Annotated in this window: 11 protein-coding genes; 6 read left to right on the top strand and 5 right to left on the bottom strand. The window is 64.7% G+C overall.

All coding sequences use genetic code 11. From position 1 onward, the window contains the following. The first annotated feature begins 75 nt into the window (after window positions 1–75). A complete protein-coding gene (locus tag GC162_12280; GenBank protein ID MBI1369417.1) occupies window positions 76–1,554 on the top strand; it encodes a Si-specific NAD(P)(+) transhydrogenase in 1,479 nt (492 codons plus the stop codon). A gap of 56 nt (window positions 1,555–1,610) precedes the next feature. On the opposite strand, the gene GC162_12275 is transcribed toward GC162_12280, so the two are convergent. Then, window positions 1,611–1,916 (bottom strand): hypothetical protein, encoded by a 306-nt coding sequence (locus tag GC162_12275; GenBank protein MBI1369416.1) that lies wholly within the window; start codon window positions 1,914–1,916, stop codon window positions 1,611–1,613. A 296-nt stretch (window positions 1,917–2,212) separates the two neighbouring features. Then, window positions 2,213–2,995 carry a glycosyltransferase gene (locus tag GC162_12270; GenBank protein ID MBI1369415.1) on the bottom strand — a complete coding sequence of 261 codons (783 nt, stop codon included), beginning with the start codon at window positions 2,993–2,995 and terminating at the stop codon, window positions 2,213–2,215. Between the two features lie 39 nt (window positions 2,996–3,034). Between GC162_12270 and GC162_12265 the strand changes: the two genes are divergently transcribed. The 3 genes from GC162_12265 (at window position 3,035) to GC162_12255 (ending at window position 5,967) form a co-directional block, all read left to right on the top strand. Continuing rightward, window positions 3,035–3,985 carry an NAD-dependent epimerase/dehydratase family protein gene (locus GC162_12265; protein ID MBI1369414.1) on the top strand — a complete coding sequence of 317 codons (951 nt, stop codon included), beginning with the start codon at window positions 3,035–3,037 and terminating at the stop codon, window positions 3,983–3,985. Window positions 3,986–4,361: 376 nt separating this feature from the next. Beyond that, window positions 4,362–4,724: a hypothetical protein gene (locus GC162_12260; GenBank protein MBI1369413.1), complete on the top strand. Its 363-nt coding sequence runs from the start codon at window positions 4,362–4,364 to the stop codon at window positions 4,722–4,724. Window positions 4,725–5,295: 571 nt separating this feature from the next. Next, window positions 5,296–5,967, top strand: a complete 672-nt coding sequence (locus tag GC162_12255) for a PEP-CTERM sorting domain-containing protein (protein MBI1369412.1) — start codon at window positions 5,296–5,298, stop codon at window positions 5,965–5,967. A gap of 600 nt (window positions 5,968–6,567) precedes the next feature. Here the strand turns inward: GC162_12255 and GC162_12250 are convergent. Continuing rightward, window positions 6,568–7,245: a PEP-CTERM sorting domain-containing protein gene (locus GC162_12250; protein MBI1369411.1), complete on the bottom strand. Its 678-nt coding sequence runs from the start codon at window positions 7,243–7,245 to the stop codon at window positions 6,568–6,570. A 507-nt stretch (window positions 7,246–7,752) separates the two neighbouring features. Here GC162_12250 and GC162_12245 point away from each other — a divergent pair. Together GC162_12245 and GC162_12240 are read left to right on the top strand one after the other, a co-directional pair. After that, window positions 7,753–10,623: a DUF4091 domain-containing protein gene (locus tag GC162_12245; GenBank protein MBI1369410.1), complete on the top strand. Its 2,871-nt coding sequence runs from the start codon at window positions 7,753–7,755 to the stop codon at window positions 10,621–10,623. A gap of 62 nt (window positions 10,624–10,685) precedes the next feature. Continuing rightward, window positions 10,686–12,269, top strand: a complete 1,584-nt coding sequence (locus GC162_12240; protein ID MBI1369409.1) for a sulfatase-like hydrolase/transferase — start codon at window positions 10,686–10,688, stop codon at window positions 12,267–12,269. 258 nt (window positions 12,270–12,527) lie between these two features. Here GC162_12240 and GC162_12235 read toward each other — a convergent pair whose 3' ends face one another. Together GC162_12235 and GC162_12230 are read right to left on the bottom strand one after the other, a co-directional pair. Then, window positions 12,528–14,204 carry a hypothetical protein gene (locus GC162_12235; protein MBI1369408.1) on the bottom strand — a complete coding sequence of 559 codons (1,677 nt, stop codon included), beginning with the start codon at window positions 14,202–14,204 and terminating at the stop codon, window positions 12,528–12,530. Further along, complete coding sequence (locus GC162_12230) at window positions 14,189–14,380, bottom strand: hypothetical protein (protein MBI1369407.1); 192 nt, start codon at window positions 14,378–14,380, stop codon at window positions 14,189–14,191. Before GC162_12230 ends, GC162_12235 begins: the two co-directional genes overlap by 16 nt. Window positions 14,381–14,390 lie beyond the last annotated feature (10 nt).

Here is a 14,390-nt window from a genome sequence, read left to right as displayed (position 1 = left end):
AGGCGGGGGGACTTAAGTCCCCCCGCCTTTTATTTGGACCCCGCCGGCCTCTTCATTCATCGCTCGATTGTGCCGATGAGATCGGAGTTACTACTTACTGCACGAGGAGGTCCGGCTGTGAGCGACACCGAACATTTTGACTACGATCTGATCTGCATCGGTTCGGGCCCCGCCGGTCAGCGCGCCGCGGTGCAGGCGGCCAAGCTCGGCAAGAAAGTCGCGCTCATCGAGAAGCGGCGCGTCGTCGGCGGCGTGTGTCTCGAAACCGGCACGATCCCCTCCAAGACGCTCCGCGAAGCGGTGCGCAATTACGCCGGGGCGATGAGTCTCGACAACGCCACCGGCTTCTCGCCGCACAATCGGCCGACGATCGATCGGCTGCTGTCGCGGGTGACGGACGTCATCGACCGCGAGACGCACATTCAGATTCAACAGCTTCAGCGCAACAACATCGCCGTGATCTTCGGCGCCGCGCAGTTCACCGGGCCGCACACGATCGAGGTCGTGACGGAAGAGGGCGTGCGGACGATGACCTCGGCGAATTTCCTCGTGGCGGTGGGCACGCGTCCCGCCGAGCCGCGCGGCGTCAAACCCGACGGCAAGACCATCATCACTTCCGATGACGTATTGAGTCTCGATCGACTGCCTCAGACGATGGCGGTCGTCGGCGCGGGCGTGATCGGCGTCGAGTACGCCACGATGTTCGCCGCGCTGGGCGTCGAAGTCACCGTGATCGATCAGCGGCCGCGCCCGCTGGAGTTCCTCGATCATGAAATCGTCGATGAGCTGATCTACCAGATGCGCCGGGCCGAGATCACCTTCCGGCTCGGCGAAGCGGTGGACTCGCTGGACATCGTCTACAACCCGGAGCCGCAGGGCATGATCGAACTGGCGTCGGGCAAGCACATCGTCGCGGACGTGGTGCTCTACTCGGCGGGCCGGCAGGGATGCAGCGATCTTCTGAACGTCGAGGCGGCGGGACTCAAGGCCGACCCGCGCGGCCGGCTCAAGGTCGATGAGCATTTCCGCACGGAGGCGGCGCATATTTTCGCGGCCGGCGACGTGATCGGCTTCCCCTCCCTCGCCGCCACCAGCGCCGAGCAGGGCCGGCTCGCGGCCTGCCACATGTTCGGCGCCCCGGCGACGAAGATGAGCGAGCACTTCCCCTTCGGCATCTACGCCATTCCCGAAATCTCCATGGTCGGCGCGACCGAGCAGGAGCTGACCGAGAAGAAGGTCCCCTACGAAACCGGCATCGCCCGCTACCGTGAAATCGCACGCGGTCAGATCCTCGGCGACGACACGGGCATGTTCAAGATGATCTTCCACCGCGACACGCGCCAGCTTCTGGGCATCCACTGCATCGGCACCGGCGCGACGGAACTCGTCCACGTCGGGCAGGCCGTCCTCGCCCTCGGCGGCGGCCTGGACTACTTCCTCACCACGATCTTCAACTACCCCACGCTCGCCGAGTGCTACAAGGTGGCCGCGCTCAACTGCGCCAACAAACTCAAGCGCGTCCGCTTCCAGCGCGCGACCAGCGCCGTGGCGTGACACGAAACCTGTTCCGATGGTTTGAAGAAGCCCACGCTTTTGAAGCGTGGGTCTTTTCATGCGTCCAGCTCCGCCTGCGGGGCGGGGTCTTCGGTGATGGGCGGGCTCTTTTTCGAGAGATGAATGAAATAGATGTTGCGGACGTAGATGAACCAGCCGGTGCCCTGCCCCGCGACGCCGACGATGTCCTTGCGCCAGACGAAGTAGATCATCAGCATCGTCGCGCCGATCAGACTCATCCACCAGAACGCCGGGGGAACCACGGATTTTCGGCTCTTTTCCGAGCTGATCCACTGCACGATCATCCGCCCGGTGAATAGAAGCTGTCCGATGATGCCGATGCTCACCCAGAGAATGCCCATCGGCGAGGTGATGTTGAAGAGCTTCTGAAACCACCCGCGGCTCGTCTGCTCGTCGAAGACGCGATGTGCGAAATCCTCGGGGGAAAGCCGCTCTTCGCCATTGCCGGTCTGAAGCACGAAGCTGTGCGTGCCGTCCTGGTTCTGCACGATGTTGACGGTCGTGTCGGCGCCCTTGAGCTTGACCTTGATGGTGCCCTTCATTTCATCGGCATGCGCGACGCTGACGAGCGACAGGAGCGTCACGACCACGAGCATGAACCAGCGGGCACGACGGGTTGATCTTGCGATGGCGGGGATCATTCGATTTCTTCGCAGTCGACGGGGCGGAGCCGGTTGCGCATCCATCGCACGACGAACAGATCGCGCAGCCCCGGCAGGGCGCGGTTCCACATGCCGTACTTCGCCTCCCCGGCGACGCGCGGGCGATGACGCACGCTCATCTCGATGACCGTGTACCCCAGCCGCCGGCTGTACACCGGAATGAACCGGTGCATGCCGCGGTATTGCAAGGGCAGCAGCAGGCCCAGCTCGCGCTTGAACACGCGCAGCGAGCAGCCGGTGTCCTTGATGTTGTCGCCGAGGAGCGTGGCGCGGAACGTGCGGCCGACCCAGCTCGAAAACCGGCGGGAAAACGTGTCGGCCCGGTTGGCCGAGCGATCGCCCTGCACCATGTCCGCCCCATGCTCGCGCATCAGCCCGATCATCAGCGGGATGTCCGCCGGGTCGTTCTGCCGATCCGCATCGAGCAGCGCGATCAGCGATCCGCGGGCCTGGCGGATCCCGGCGTAGAACGCCGCCGACTGGCCGTTGCCTTTGCCTTGCGGCGTGTGCAGCATGCGGAAGACGCGCAGCCACGGATGCATCGCCCGCTGCTCGTCCAGACGCGCGGCCGTGGCGTCGGTCGAGCCGTCGTTGACGATGATGAACTCGAACGAAATGCCCGTGCCCGCCATCGCCGTTTGAACATCGGCGACGAGCCCGGCGATGTTGTCCTGCTCGTTGTGGGCCGGGGCGATAATGGAAAGCTCGACCGCGGATTTTGCGGTATGCTGTTCGGATTGATCGGCGGAGGGAGGCATCAGGCAGTGACTTTAGCTTAACAGGACGGACGATTCCATATGCAGATTCTCGTGACCGGCGCCGCCGGGTTCATCGGCTCGCACCTCACCGAACGCCTGCTGGCGGACGGACATGGCGTGGTCGGCTTCGACAGTTTCACCGACACCTACGACCCGGCCGTCAAACGCCGCAATATCGAAGGCGCCCGCGCGACCGGCCGATTCGAGCTCATCGAGGCCGATATCCGGGACGCCGCCGCCGTCGACGCCGCCTTCGCCAACGGCCAGTTCGAAGCCGTCATCCACCTCGCCGCCCTCGCCGGCGTCCGCCCCAGTCTCGAGCAACCGGCCCTCTACAACGATGTGAACGTCACCGGCACCGCCAACCTCCTCGAAGCCGCCCGAAAACATGGCGTCGCCCGGTTCCTCTTCGGGTCCAGCTCCAGCGTCTACGGCAATCGCCCCGACGGCGGGGCCTTCGCCGAGACCGACCGCGTCGATCATCCCATCTCCCCCTACGCCATGACCAAACGTGCCGGCGAACTCCTCGCCTACACCTACTGGCACGCCTACCAGCTTCCCGTCGTCTGCCTCCGGTTCTTCACCGTGTTCGGCCCCCGCCAGCGACCGGACCTGGCCATCCATAAATTCATGCGACTCATCGCCGCCGGAAAACCCATCCCCGTCTTCGGCGATGGCTCCACCCAACGCGACTACACCTACGTCGCCGACATCGTCGACGGCGTCTGCCGCGCCCTCGCTCACTGCAACGAATTCGACATCTTCAACCTCGGCTCCCATCACCCCGTCACCCTCGCCCACCTGATCGAATCCATCGAGCGCGTCGTCGGCCGCAAAGCCATCATCGCCCGACGTCCCATGCAGACCGGCGACGTGCAGGTCACCTACGCCGACGTCACCCACTCCCACACCACCCTCGGCTACGCACCCGCCACCGCCCTCGACGATGGCCTCCGCGCCCAATGGCAATGGGTCGAGTCCCACCTCTGACCCCCATCCCCGGCCCGCCTCGCTTCAGCGAGGCGGGCGCACCCGTGCAACCCCCATTCCGATTCTCGCCGCCCCCGTGCGCCCCCCGTTCCCGCTCTGATTTCCCCGCTTTTCGCGCACACTTCCGCCGCCCCGCGCGCACCCGCCCGGCCGTGCGCACCGCCGAGCCCCGTGCGACACATCCATGCGACGCAAATCAACGACTTACACCCGCCCCGCGCGCACCGGGCGCGCGTTGGCGTCCTCCCCGTGCGCCCGTCGCGCCATCGCTGTGCGAAATCTGACCGAATCCCCGCCTTCGCTTCTCGCTTTTTCGTCACCGCCGCGCCGCCGGCGAATTTATAATGACTGGACCCCGCCACACGGAGCACCCCCCATGTTCCCCGCCGCCCGCCCCGCCGCGCTGTTTGCGTGCCTGGCCCTGTCGCTCGTCGCCTGCCAGAGCAAATCCGAATGGGAAGTCACGCTCGAAAACAAATCCAGCCAGCCCTGCTCCGTCAACGTCACCTTCGCCCCCTCGCCCGGCTCCTCCAGTAACGCCCGGATCGACGACCTCCCGCCCGGCCAGACCGTCTCCCTCATCGTCGGCAACGCCGACACCCTCGTCCATACCATCGAACTCAAACAAGGCGACGCCACCAAACTCCTCACCCCCGACACCAAACTCCCCACCGGCAAGCGCTACGCCATCACCCTCACCCCCGAAGGCGAAATCGACGTCTCAATCTCCGATCGATAAGAACGTGCGCGAGAAGGCGGAGTTTGACGAGCCGCGACCGTGAGGGAGCGGTCAAAGCATGAGACAATCGGCGCTGCGCTGACCGCTCCCTGACGGTCGCGGCTCGTCAAAACCGGCTTTTCATACGCCTTCCGTCTCCCCGCGCCTGTCGAATGTCGCACTCCACTCGGGCAAGTCCGAGCCGGGCCGCCCCCGGCCCGGAATTCGACCGTCCATCGCGACAAGGCGGTTCATCCACACGAAGAGTTTTGTGCCAGTTCGGCTCCGGCGAATGGGCGAGGGCGCTGCCAGCATGGTACGGAATTCGGGGCGACGGGCATTGCAAATTCGAAGCGCGGGGCGGGATAAGAAAAAAAGTTGCCTATCTAAGTCGTTGCAGGGGCAATGATCCATTGCGCCATGGACGCCGATGCGGGGCGATGCCGGCAATCGGTGGTTTTTCGGCACGGTGATTGCACGATCTGGCGTCGTTAATTTGCTGCGCGCCGCTTGTGTGGAGCGGCGCTGTCGTGGCGCGGTTGGCCAGGTCGGGCGACCTGCGCGCATGTTCAAATCAGAAAGGGAATGATCGATGTCGTCAATCAAATCGTCGGTATTCATGGTCATCGCGGCGATCGCGCTGGCGATGGGAAGTGCGTCGGCTCGGGCGGTGGTGATCCTCAGCAACCTGCCGGGAACGGAAGCCAGTGGAACACAGATCGGCGTCGATGGACAGTCGACGGTTTTGAAGGCGGTGGGCCTGACCACGGGCGGCTCGGCGCTGGCGTTCACGTCCCTTGAAGCGCTCATTTCGAGCAACACCGCGGCCGGGCAGTCACCCAACGTCGGCGGCGACGTCACCGGCGGCATCTTTTCGAGCGTGTCCGGGGCACCGGGAGCGCCGCTTGCCGCATTCACGCCCGTGAGCATTCCCGACAGCGACCCGGCAGCGATCCGCACGTTCACCATTGCCGGCGGCTTCACACTGCTGGCCAATACGTCCTACTGGTTCGTGCTGACCGGCCCGAACGTGGATAGCGGTATTCTTTGGAGCAGCTTTAACCCGCTCGTTACGCCAACGGCGACGGGTGTGACGTTCGACGGCTTCGAGGTCTCGACCAACGGCGGCGCCAATTGGAATTCGTCGTTCGTCTCCAACGGCGTGCGGATCAACGCCGATGTTTCGGACGTGCCCGAGCCGACGACGGCGGCGATGATCGGCGCAATGATGTCGATCGGCCTGCTCCGCCGGCGCAAGGCCTAAGTCGACGCTCGCCTCGTAACAGTCAATTTGACTCAAACCCGGAGATTCAGTCTCCGGGTTTTTCATTGCGCGCCGATCGAGTGTCGCTCGTTTCCTTGAGCAAGTCCGAGCCGGGCCGCCCTCGGCCCGGGTGTAGACATACCATGGGATATGAAGCGTCGACGAACCTGGTGCGGTTTGGCGATTGGTTGCGCCCTCACCCTTCTGGTGGCGGTGTAGTTTTATGATGATGTTCAGATCGCCCGCCTGATCGTCGCGACGTCCGGCGCACGCAATGCCCGCGAAGAGCGACTTGCCTTTGAGCGGATTCATGCAGGGCGCATCAATTACAGCGTGACTCTTTTTGATTCCCAAATGCATCCAATCGATCAGTCAACACTTTACTCACTCGACGATATCACCGCGGTTCAGATCGATTGGTTCCGCGGCTATCAGGTGACCCGGAAGGTCGCCAATCCGCAGAATGTTCATGTGCTGTTGCGGGACGATTAGCGATGCCGATCCGGACCTGCGACACCTGAATTTCGCAGAGCACCACACCGTTTGAGTTCATGTCATGAACGGCGCGCCGATGGCGGCGACGGTTGATCAATCGCTGAATCAACGGCGCCGGCGGACGAAAACGAGGGCACCGAGGCCCAGCATGCAGATTGATGCGGGTTCGGGGATGGTCGTGATGTGCACGAACTGCATCGGGTCGGCCAGGCCGTACTCGGCACCGGTGATGTAGATGTTGGGCGAGAGTCCGTCGGCGGGGAAATTGGTCATGAAACTCGCGGGAGCGACAAAGGACAGAGTCAGGGCATCGAATGAAAAATGTGTGCCGGCGGCGAGGACGTACTTCTGAATGAGCCGAACCTGCGTCGAGCCGGGGCCGCCGAGCATGACATCATGCGTGGCGGGCGCGGGCAGGGCGTCGCCGACGAAGTTGAGGAACGAAGCGGACAGGGCGCTGTTGTTCAAAGCGCCGGACACGTTATAGCTCAGACCGATGTCGTAGATGATGGTGAACTCGCCGACGCCGGTGAAGTCGGCGGTGATGGGTGTGTTGAAATGGACGTTGACGGTCGTGTCGCCCAGGTCGGCGAAGTGGGCGGATAAGGCGTCAAAGGACGACGCGGCGACCATCGCGCTGGAGACGCCCGGGTCGGGGGCATGGGGCGTGTAGTGCGTCGACTCGGGGCCGAGCGTGACATTGAGGTCGATGACATCCGCTTGGGTCGCCCGAGGCGAGGCCGCGGCGGCGACCGTCACGATGAAGAATATCAGCGGACGCACCCCACGGCGCGCCGTCGCGGCGAAGGATGTTCGATGACGGCGGGCGTTCGATGCGGTCAGACAATAAAGCACTCGTTTTCTCCTTCGAGGGTGACGCACGACGATGACGTGATGATTGAAGGCTCGTCGCCCGGCAACACCACCGGCGCGGCGCAGCCAAAGGGGACGCCTCGTAACTGCGATTGTTACAAGAACCTACATCATATTCCGCGACGATACAACTGTTTTTTTGAGATTCGCCCCACAAGGCGGCAAAAGGCGGGAGAAGCAGCGCAAATGGGTTTTTCAATCGCCCACTTCTTCACCCCGGCGCCGCCCAGAAAAGCCCGGCGTGAGGGCCGTTCGACACGCTCACGACAAGCACGCCGGCTCCGACTCGAGTGTCGCCCCTCCGCGCGGGCAAGTCCGAGCCGGGCCGCCCTCGGCCCGGGTTTGCGGCGTGGTGGGAAACAGTGGATCGGCGCGGGGAGTTGCGGGTGGTAATCTGCGTGCATCAGGAGGTGGCCCATGCGGTACTGGATGCGGGTTGCGGCGGCGGGGGTTTTGGCGAGTGGTGTTGCGGTCGGGGCGGATGGGCCGATGCGCGTGGAGGTCAGTCGGGATACCTGGGTCTCGTCGGTCGGGCGCGAGGCGGAGATGAACCTCGGCGGGGCGCCCAAACTCAAGACGAAAAGCTTTCAGGAACTGAGCATTGTCGATCTGGACCCGGGACCGCTGCGGGGGCGGGTCATTCGGGCGGCGGCGCTGCATGTGCACTGCGAGTCGAAGGATGTGCAGCGGCGGGTGACGGTGTCGACATTGGCGAGCGAATGGGTCGAGGGGACGGCGACGAGTTACGAGAAGCAACCGGGCAGCACATGCTTCGCGGCGGCGCGGCTCGGGGAGAAGCCGTGGGCGTATCCGGGGAGTGACATGACGGCGGTGATGAACGGGATGGGGAACACGATCTGGGCGTTCGCGGACGCCACCGGGCCGGATAAGGACGGCTGGCAGGTGATCGCGGTGGACCCGCGCGTCGTGGCGGCGCGCGTGGCGGGGATCAGTTACGGGTTCGTGGTGTTCGACGACGTCGGGTCGGAGTACGAGCGGAACGGGGACAAGGTGACGCATCACGGTTTTCCGAACCGGTTCATCGGGAGCAAGGATTCGAACCGGAGGCGATCGCCGTATTTCACGATCGAACTGGGCGAAGCGGACGGCGAAGCGCCGGGCGCGATCGAGAAGATTGAATCGAATGTCGACGAACTCCCGGCGGGCGAGGCGCGGGTGCGTTGGGTCACGCCGGGGGATAAAGGCCCGGCGGGGACGCTGGGGTTTGAGGTGCGCGTGTCGAAGGACGGGGCATTTGAATGGGAGCGCGCGATGGTCGTGCCGCGGTATTTGATACCGATGGCGGGGCGCGCGGGCGAGACGGTTTCGATGCGTCTGCGCGACATGAATCTGACGGGCGGGGCGATGGTAACGGTCGGCGTGCGGGCGATCGACGCGGCGGGCAATGTCGGGCCGGTGACGACGGCGAAGGTGAAACTGTCGGACCGGAAGGCGGTCGAACTGCCGACGGATGGGCCGAATCCATTTGAGAAGGTCGCGCCGCTGCCGAAGATCGGCGGGGTCGAAGTCGCGGTGATCGATGGGCTCGACAAGGTGCAGCCGATCACGGGCGAGATGGTCCCGCATCATGAGGCGTCGTATTTGGCGGCGAATCATCTCTGGTCCGCGGCGGACAAGCTGGTGCGGCTCTACGCGGCGCGGAACGAATTCGCGGCGTTTCAGATCGTGCTCACCGGCAAGACGGACGGCGTCGCGGCGCAGCTTGCGTTTGACGAGGCGGGGAATGACGCGCCGACGGCGGAGTTGTTTCGCTTGCGCAACGTGAGCACGAAGCGCGGGCCGATGCCTGATCCGATGATCCCGCTCAAAGGCGCGGTGAGCATCCCGGCGACGGACGAGAAGATCGACGGGCAGCGCTCGGCGGCGGTGTTGGCGGATGTGTATGTTCCGCACGGCGCGGCGGCGGGGGTGCATCATGGCAAGCTGACGCTGACGGCGGGGAGCGAGACGCTTCAGATCGCGGTGGAGCTGCATGTTTATGACTTCACGCTGCCGGATGTGCTCTCGTTCGTGCCGGAGTTGAATTGTTACGGTTTGCCCGATCCGCCGCGGGAGGTTGCGTATTACCGGATGGCGCATCGCAATCGGACGTGTCTGAATCGGCTGCCGTATGGTTGGAACGGGAGCGTGTCGATGCCGATCGGGAAGTGGGACGGGAAGACGTTCGACCTTTCGCCGTTCGATGCGCGGTTCGGGGCGCTGCTCGACGGGTCGGCGTTCGATGATCTGCCGCGCAAGGGCGTGCCGGTCGATGTGTTTTACCTGCCGCTCAATGAGAATTGGCCGATCGCCATCGACCCGGCGTTCAAGGGCGGGTACTGGATCGAAGACGCGCTGGCCCCGACGTACCGTCAGCAGTTCGTGGCGGCGACGCGCGCCTTCGCGGCGCACATGGCGGAGCGCGGCTACGATCACACGCTGCTGGAGTTCTATCTCAACGGCAAGGTGTACTACAAGGACCCGAACTGGACGCGGTGCTCGGCGCCATGGATCTTCGACGAGCCGGCGCATACGCAGGACTTCTGGGCCTTGCGGTGGTACGGCCGGGCGTTTCACGAAGCGGCGGACCCGGTGCGCGGGAATGCGAAGCTGGCGTTCCGCTGCGACATTTCCCGGCCGCAGTGGCAGCGCGATCTGCTCGACGGCGTGCTGGACATCGGCGTGATCGGCGGCGGATTCCGACGCTACGAACGCGAAGTGATCGATCGCAAAAATGCCAACGGCGAAGTGGTGCTCAACTATGGTTCGTCGAACGCTCTGGAGAAGGCGAATGTGCAGCCGGCGGGCTGGTGCATTGATACCTGGACGCGCGGCGGCGACGGGGTGCTGCCGTGGCAGGTCATCGGGAACAAGGGATCGTGGGACAAGGACGATGCGCTGTCGCTGTTCTACCCCGGTGAGAAGGTCGGCATCGACGGGCCCGTCGCGAGCATTCGGCTCAAGAGCTATCGGCGGGGCGAGCAGGATGTCGAGTACCTGACGATGCTCATGCAGCAGACGGGCGTGCCGCGCTGGGCGGTCGGCGAAGCGGTGCGCGAGCGGTTGAAATTAGCGGCGAGTTTTTCGGCGACGTCCGATGAGGATGCGGGGACGGTGAACTATGACACGCTCGATCCGGTCGCGCTGTGGGCATTACGCACGGCGATCGGTCAGTGGCTCAGCGAGCGCCATCCCGCGCCCAAGCGCCAGCTTGTCGATCTGCGCCCGGCGGCGCGGGACATGGCGCACCTCAAGCCACTGGGGCAGGTCGGGGGGATGACGAAGTGAAATAGATGAGCGGCGCGGCGCGTTTGAATGGGTGGACACTTCGAACGAGGATGCGGCACATGATGCGATGGACATGGATTTGGGCGGTCGCGCTGATGTGGATTGTGGCGGGTCGCGCGAGGGCGTCGGATCGGCCGAATATTCTCATTGCGATCAGCGATGATCAGTCGTGGCTGCACACGTCGATCAGCGGGTGTCGGTCGGTGAGCACGCCGGGGTTTGATTCGGTGGCGAAGCGGGGGGTGTTGTTCCGCAATGCGTTCGCGCCGTCGCCGGGGTGCAGTCCGACGCGGGCGGCGCTGTTGACGGGGCGGCAGATCTGGCAGATCGAGGAGGCGGGGACGCACGCCAGTTCGTTTTCGACGAAGTATGTGACATTTGCGGATTTGCTGGAAAAAGCGGGGTATTTCGTGGGGTATACGGGGAAGGGTTGGGCGCCGGGGAATTGGAAGGTCAGCGGCCGGACGCGCAATCCGGCGGGGCCGGCGTTTGAGGGTCACAAGGATCAGCCGCCGTATTCTGGGATCGCGAAGGAGGATTACGCGGCGAACTTCGCGGAATTTTTGTCGAAGAAGCCCAAGGATCAGCCGTTCTGTTTCTGGTACGGCGCGCACGAGCCGCACCGGGGTTTTGAGCGGGACAGTTGGAAGAAGGCGGGGAGGAAACTGGAGGAGGTCGATGTGCCGCCGTTTTTGCAGGACACGCCGACGGTGCGCGGGGACATTCTCGATTACTGCGTGGAGATCGACTGGTTCGATCAGCATCTGGTGAAGATTCTGGCGATGCTCGAGCAGGCGGGCGAACTGGACAACACGCTCGTCATCGTCACCAGCGACAACGGCATGTCCTTCCCGCGCGCCAAGGCGAACATCTACGAATACGGCGTGCACGAGCCATTGGCGATCGCGTGGCCCAAGCGCGTGCCGGGCGGGCGGACGGCGGACGACCTGGTGCAGTTCGTGGATCTGACGGCGACGATTCTCGACGCGGCGGGCGTCGCCGGTCCGACGCAGTATCCGATCGTCGGGCACAGTCTCATGAACGTGCTCACCAGCGACAAGCAAGGCCAGGTCGACCCCGCCAACGACGCGGCGTACTTCGGGCGCGAGCGCCATTCGTCTTCGCGCTGGCATTCCTTGGGCTATCCATCGCGCGGCGTGCGGACGGACAAGTATCTTTACATCCGCAACTTCACCCCCGAGCGCTGGCCCGCCGGGGCGCCGCGGCAGATCGACAAGAACGGCCAGCTCAAGCCCGAGTCATCGGGGTACACGGACATCGACGGGAATCCGACGCTCGACGAAATGATCGCGCGGCAGAACGAGCCGGACATTGCCAGGTTCCTGCATCTGTCCGTCGACAAGCGGCCGGGCGAGGAACTGTACGACATCGAAAAAGACCCCGGCTGTCTGCACAACCTCGCGACCGATCCGGATGCACGGGCGGCGCGCGAGAAGTTGTCGGCCCAGCTCATGGATTATCTGAAAAAGACCGACGATCCGCGCCTCGGTGATGATCCGAACATTTTCGAGACGTACAAGCGCTACAGCCCGCTGCGGGACTTTCCCAAGCCGGATTGGGCGGTGGATCATCCCGAGCGCGTGCCCAAGCAGCCGTGGCTTCCGAAGGATCAACAGGACCAATGAAGCCGCGCCAAGTGCGGGTCGGGCGGCTGTCGGGTATCGGGCGATTTGTAAGATCGGATGACTTGCGTCAGAGGGCGTTCCGCCCTCCGACACCACCCTGATGCAAAAACAAAAAGGCCGCAAACCCCGCTCGCCGCGGGGGCATCTCAATCTCCCGCCTCGACGGGGCCGCATGAGGTAGTCGCATGACGCGTGTCGTTCATGGACTCGGACAAGTCCGAGCCGGGCCGCCCTCGGCCCGGGTTGATCACGCGCCGGTCAGCGTTCCATCGTGCGATACACGCGGCAGGGGGTGTTGTCGGTGGTGAATTCGAATTCGAGTTCGAAGCCGGCGGTCTGCATCAGCTCGTTGGTCTGCGGGTCGTTGTGCGCCATGACGAAGACCTGTTTGCCGGAGCGGATCAGGTCGGGGAGCTGGTCGGGTTTGACGGGCTGAATGGTTCGGCCGGCGTAGAAGAGGAACGGCTCATCGGGGGCGGGCTCTCGCTCGGTGCGCTGGAGGTAGACGACCTGGTGATCGGCGGCCATGGCGGCCAGGTGCTCGGCGTCCTCGCGGTGCGTGTTGGGCGCGGCGGGGTCGTGGGCGTAGGTCCAGATGACGGTGCAGGAGGCGACGAGCATCCATGCGGTCGTGCAGTACGCGGCGAGGCGGGGGCGCCATTTGAAGTGCCATCGCGTGCCCAGCAGCGCGAGGATGAACAGCGTCGAGCCCAGGCCCAGTGCGACGGGCCAGCGAATGGCGGGCAGCTCGATGTGCGCGATGTACCCGCGCTCCACAAGCTGCGGTTCGAAGACGATCAGCAGCGGGCCGAGGACGGAGACGAGGCCCATGATCAACCAGTGCGGGACGCGCAGGAGATTGACGCCGGGGTCCTGCTGACGCTGCGAGGCCAGGTCGGCGTGATAGCTCCAGAGCTGTCCGATCATCAGCGCGGCGGCGGGCAGGAGGGGGACGAGATAGCGCGGATGACGGGCCGCGGGAATCGAGAAGGCGATGAAGATCAGCACGAACCAGAACCATGCGATGAGCAGTTGCCGGCGGCGGACGGAGTCGGCGCGGATGAACGGCTGACACATCGCGCCCAGGAGCCAGACCTGCCAGGGCGAGAGCATGATCAAGACGCGCAGATGCGACCAGGTCAGCAGGAACAGCGCCTCCGGCGCGGTGATGCGGCCAAAGAGCTGCGCCGCCGCTTCGGGAATCTGCTCGGAGACGTACAGGTACCAGGGCGTGGCGATGATCAGCCCGAGCACCACGGCGAAGAAGAGCCCGATCGAGTTGCCCAGCCGGCGCAGCGGCGTGAGCAGAATGGCGGCGACGAGCGGCGGCAACACGAAAAACGGCGCGGACCATCCACTCGTCAGGACGGCCGCACCGAGCGCCAGCCCGGCCAAAAGCCACCCGCTGACGCGCCGGCCGACCCAGTTGATCGGCTTGAGCGGGCGCATCGCCCACAAGCCCGCGGCGATCGAGAGCGTGACCCAACCCAACAGATGCGATTCGGGCCCGGCGGAACGCATCTGGTAGATGAACAGCAGCGTGGTGCCCAGCGCCATCGTGGACAGGCGCGCGGTGCGGATGCCGCCGATGGACATCCCGGCCCAGTAGGTGGCGATGAGGGTCATGACGGCGATCGCCGCCGAGACAAGCCGGGCGCGCCAGACGAGCACATCCGAATCGACCGTCGCCGGGTCCAGGTCGTACCACGCGAGCATGTTGAGCCAGACGCTCATCGGCGGATGGTCCAACTGATACTCGCCGTTGGCGGAGGGGATCATGAACGCCATCGCCTCGCCGCGCTCATAGCGCTGCCACGTCTCGCGGCTCGAAAGCAGGACGACCGACTCGGCATTGTTGCCCACATCCGTCGCGCCCAGTTCCAGAAACAGCGGGGGCAGACAGACGAGCACGCTGATGATCAGACTGCTCCACATCCGAAGCCGGTTGTACGGCTCGGGCATGGCGACGCGCACGCCGGGCGCCGCGACGGGCGGCGGCGTTGGTGCGGCCGGGGGCAAGGTCGGCGCCGGCGGCGGCGGAGCGCCATTGGCGACGGGCGGCGAACCGGGGATTCCGGGGGCCGATGATTCGGGCTGATTTTCGGGTCGATCCAAAACGGT

The sequence above is a fragment of the Planctomycetota bacterium genome (assembly GCA_016125255.1).
Lineage (GTDB): Bacteria > Planctomycetota > Phycisphaerae > Phycisphaerales > Zrk34 > RI-421.
Note: the sequence above shows the minus strand (reverse complement) of the source record. Positions and strands in the feature narration are given on the sequence as shown.

Bases quoted from the DNA above. Each gene is read 5' to 3' on its own strand.
- GC162_12280 (MBI1369417.1), top strand. From the start codon at position 76: ATGAGATCGGAGTTACTACTTACTGCACGAGGAGGTCCGGCTGTGAGC.
- GC162_12275 (MBI1369416.1), bottom strand. From the start codon at position 1,916: ATGGGCATTCTCTGGGTGAGCATCGGCATCATCGGACAGCTTCTATTC.
- GC162_12270 (MBI1369415.1), bottom strand. From the start codon at position 2,995: ATGCCTCCCTCCGCCGATCAATCCGAACAGCATACCGCAAAATCCGCG.
- GC162_12265 (MBI1369414.1), top strand. From the start codon at position 3,035: ATGCAGATTCTCGTGACCGGCGCCGCCGGGTTCATCGGCTCGCACCTC.
- GC162_12260 (MBI1369413.1), top strand. From the start codon at position 4,362: ATGTTCCCCGCCGCCCGCCCCGCCGCGCTGTTTGCGTGCCTGGCCCTG.
- GC162_12255 (MBI1369412.1), top strand. From the start codon at position 5,296: ATGTCGTCAATCAAATCGTCGGTATTCATGGTCATCGCGGCGATCGCG.
- GC162_12245 (MBI1369410.1), top strand. From the start codon at position 7,753: ATGCGGTACTGGATGCGGGTTGCGGCGGCGGGGGTTTTGGCGAGTGGT.
- GC162_12240 (MBI1369409.1), top strand. From the start codon at position 10,686: ATGCGATGGACATGGATTTGGGCGGTCGCGCTGATGTGGATTGTGGCG.
- GC162_12235 (MBI1369408.1), bottom strand. From the start codon at position 14,204: ATGTGGAGCAGTCTGATCATCAGCGTGCTCGTCTGTCTGCCCCCGCTG.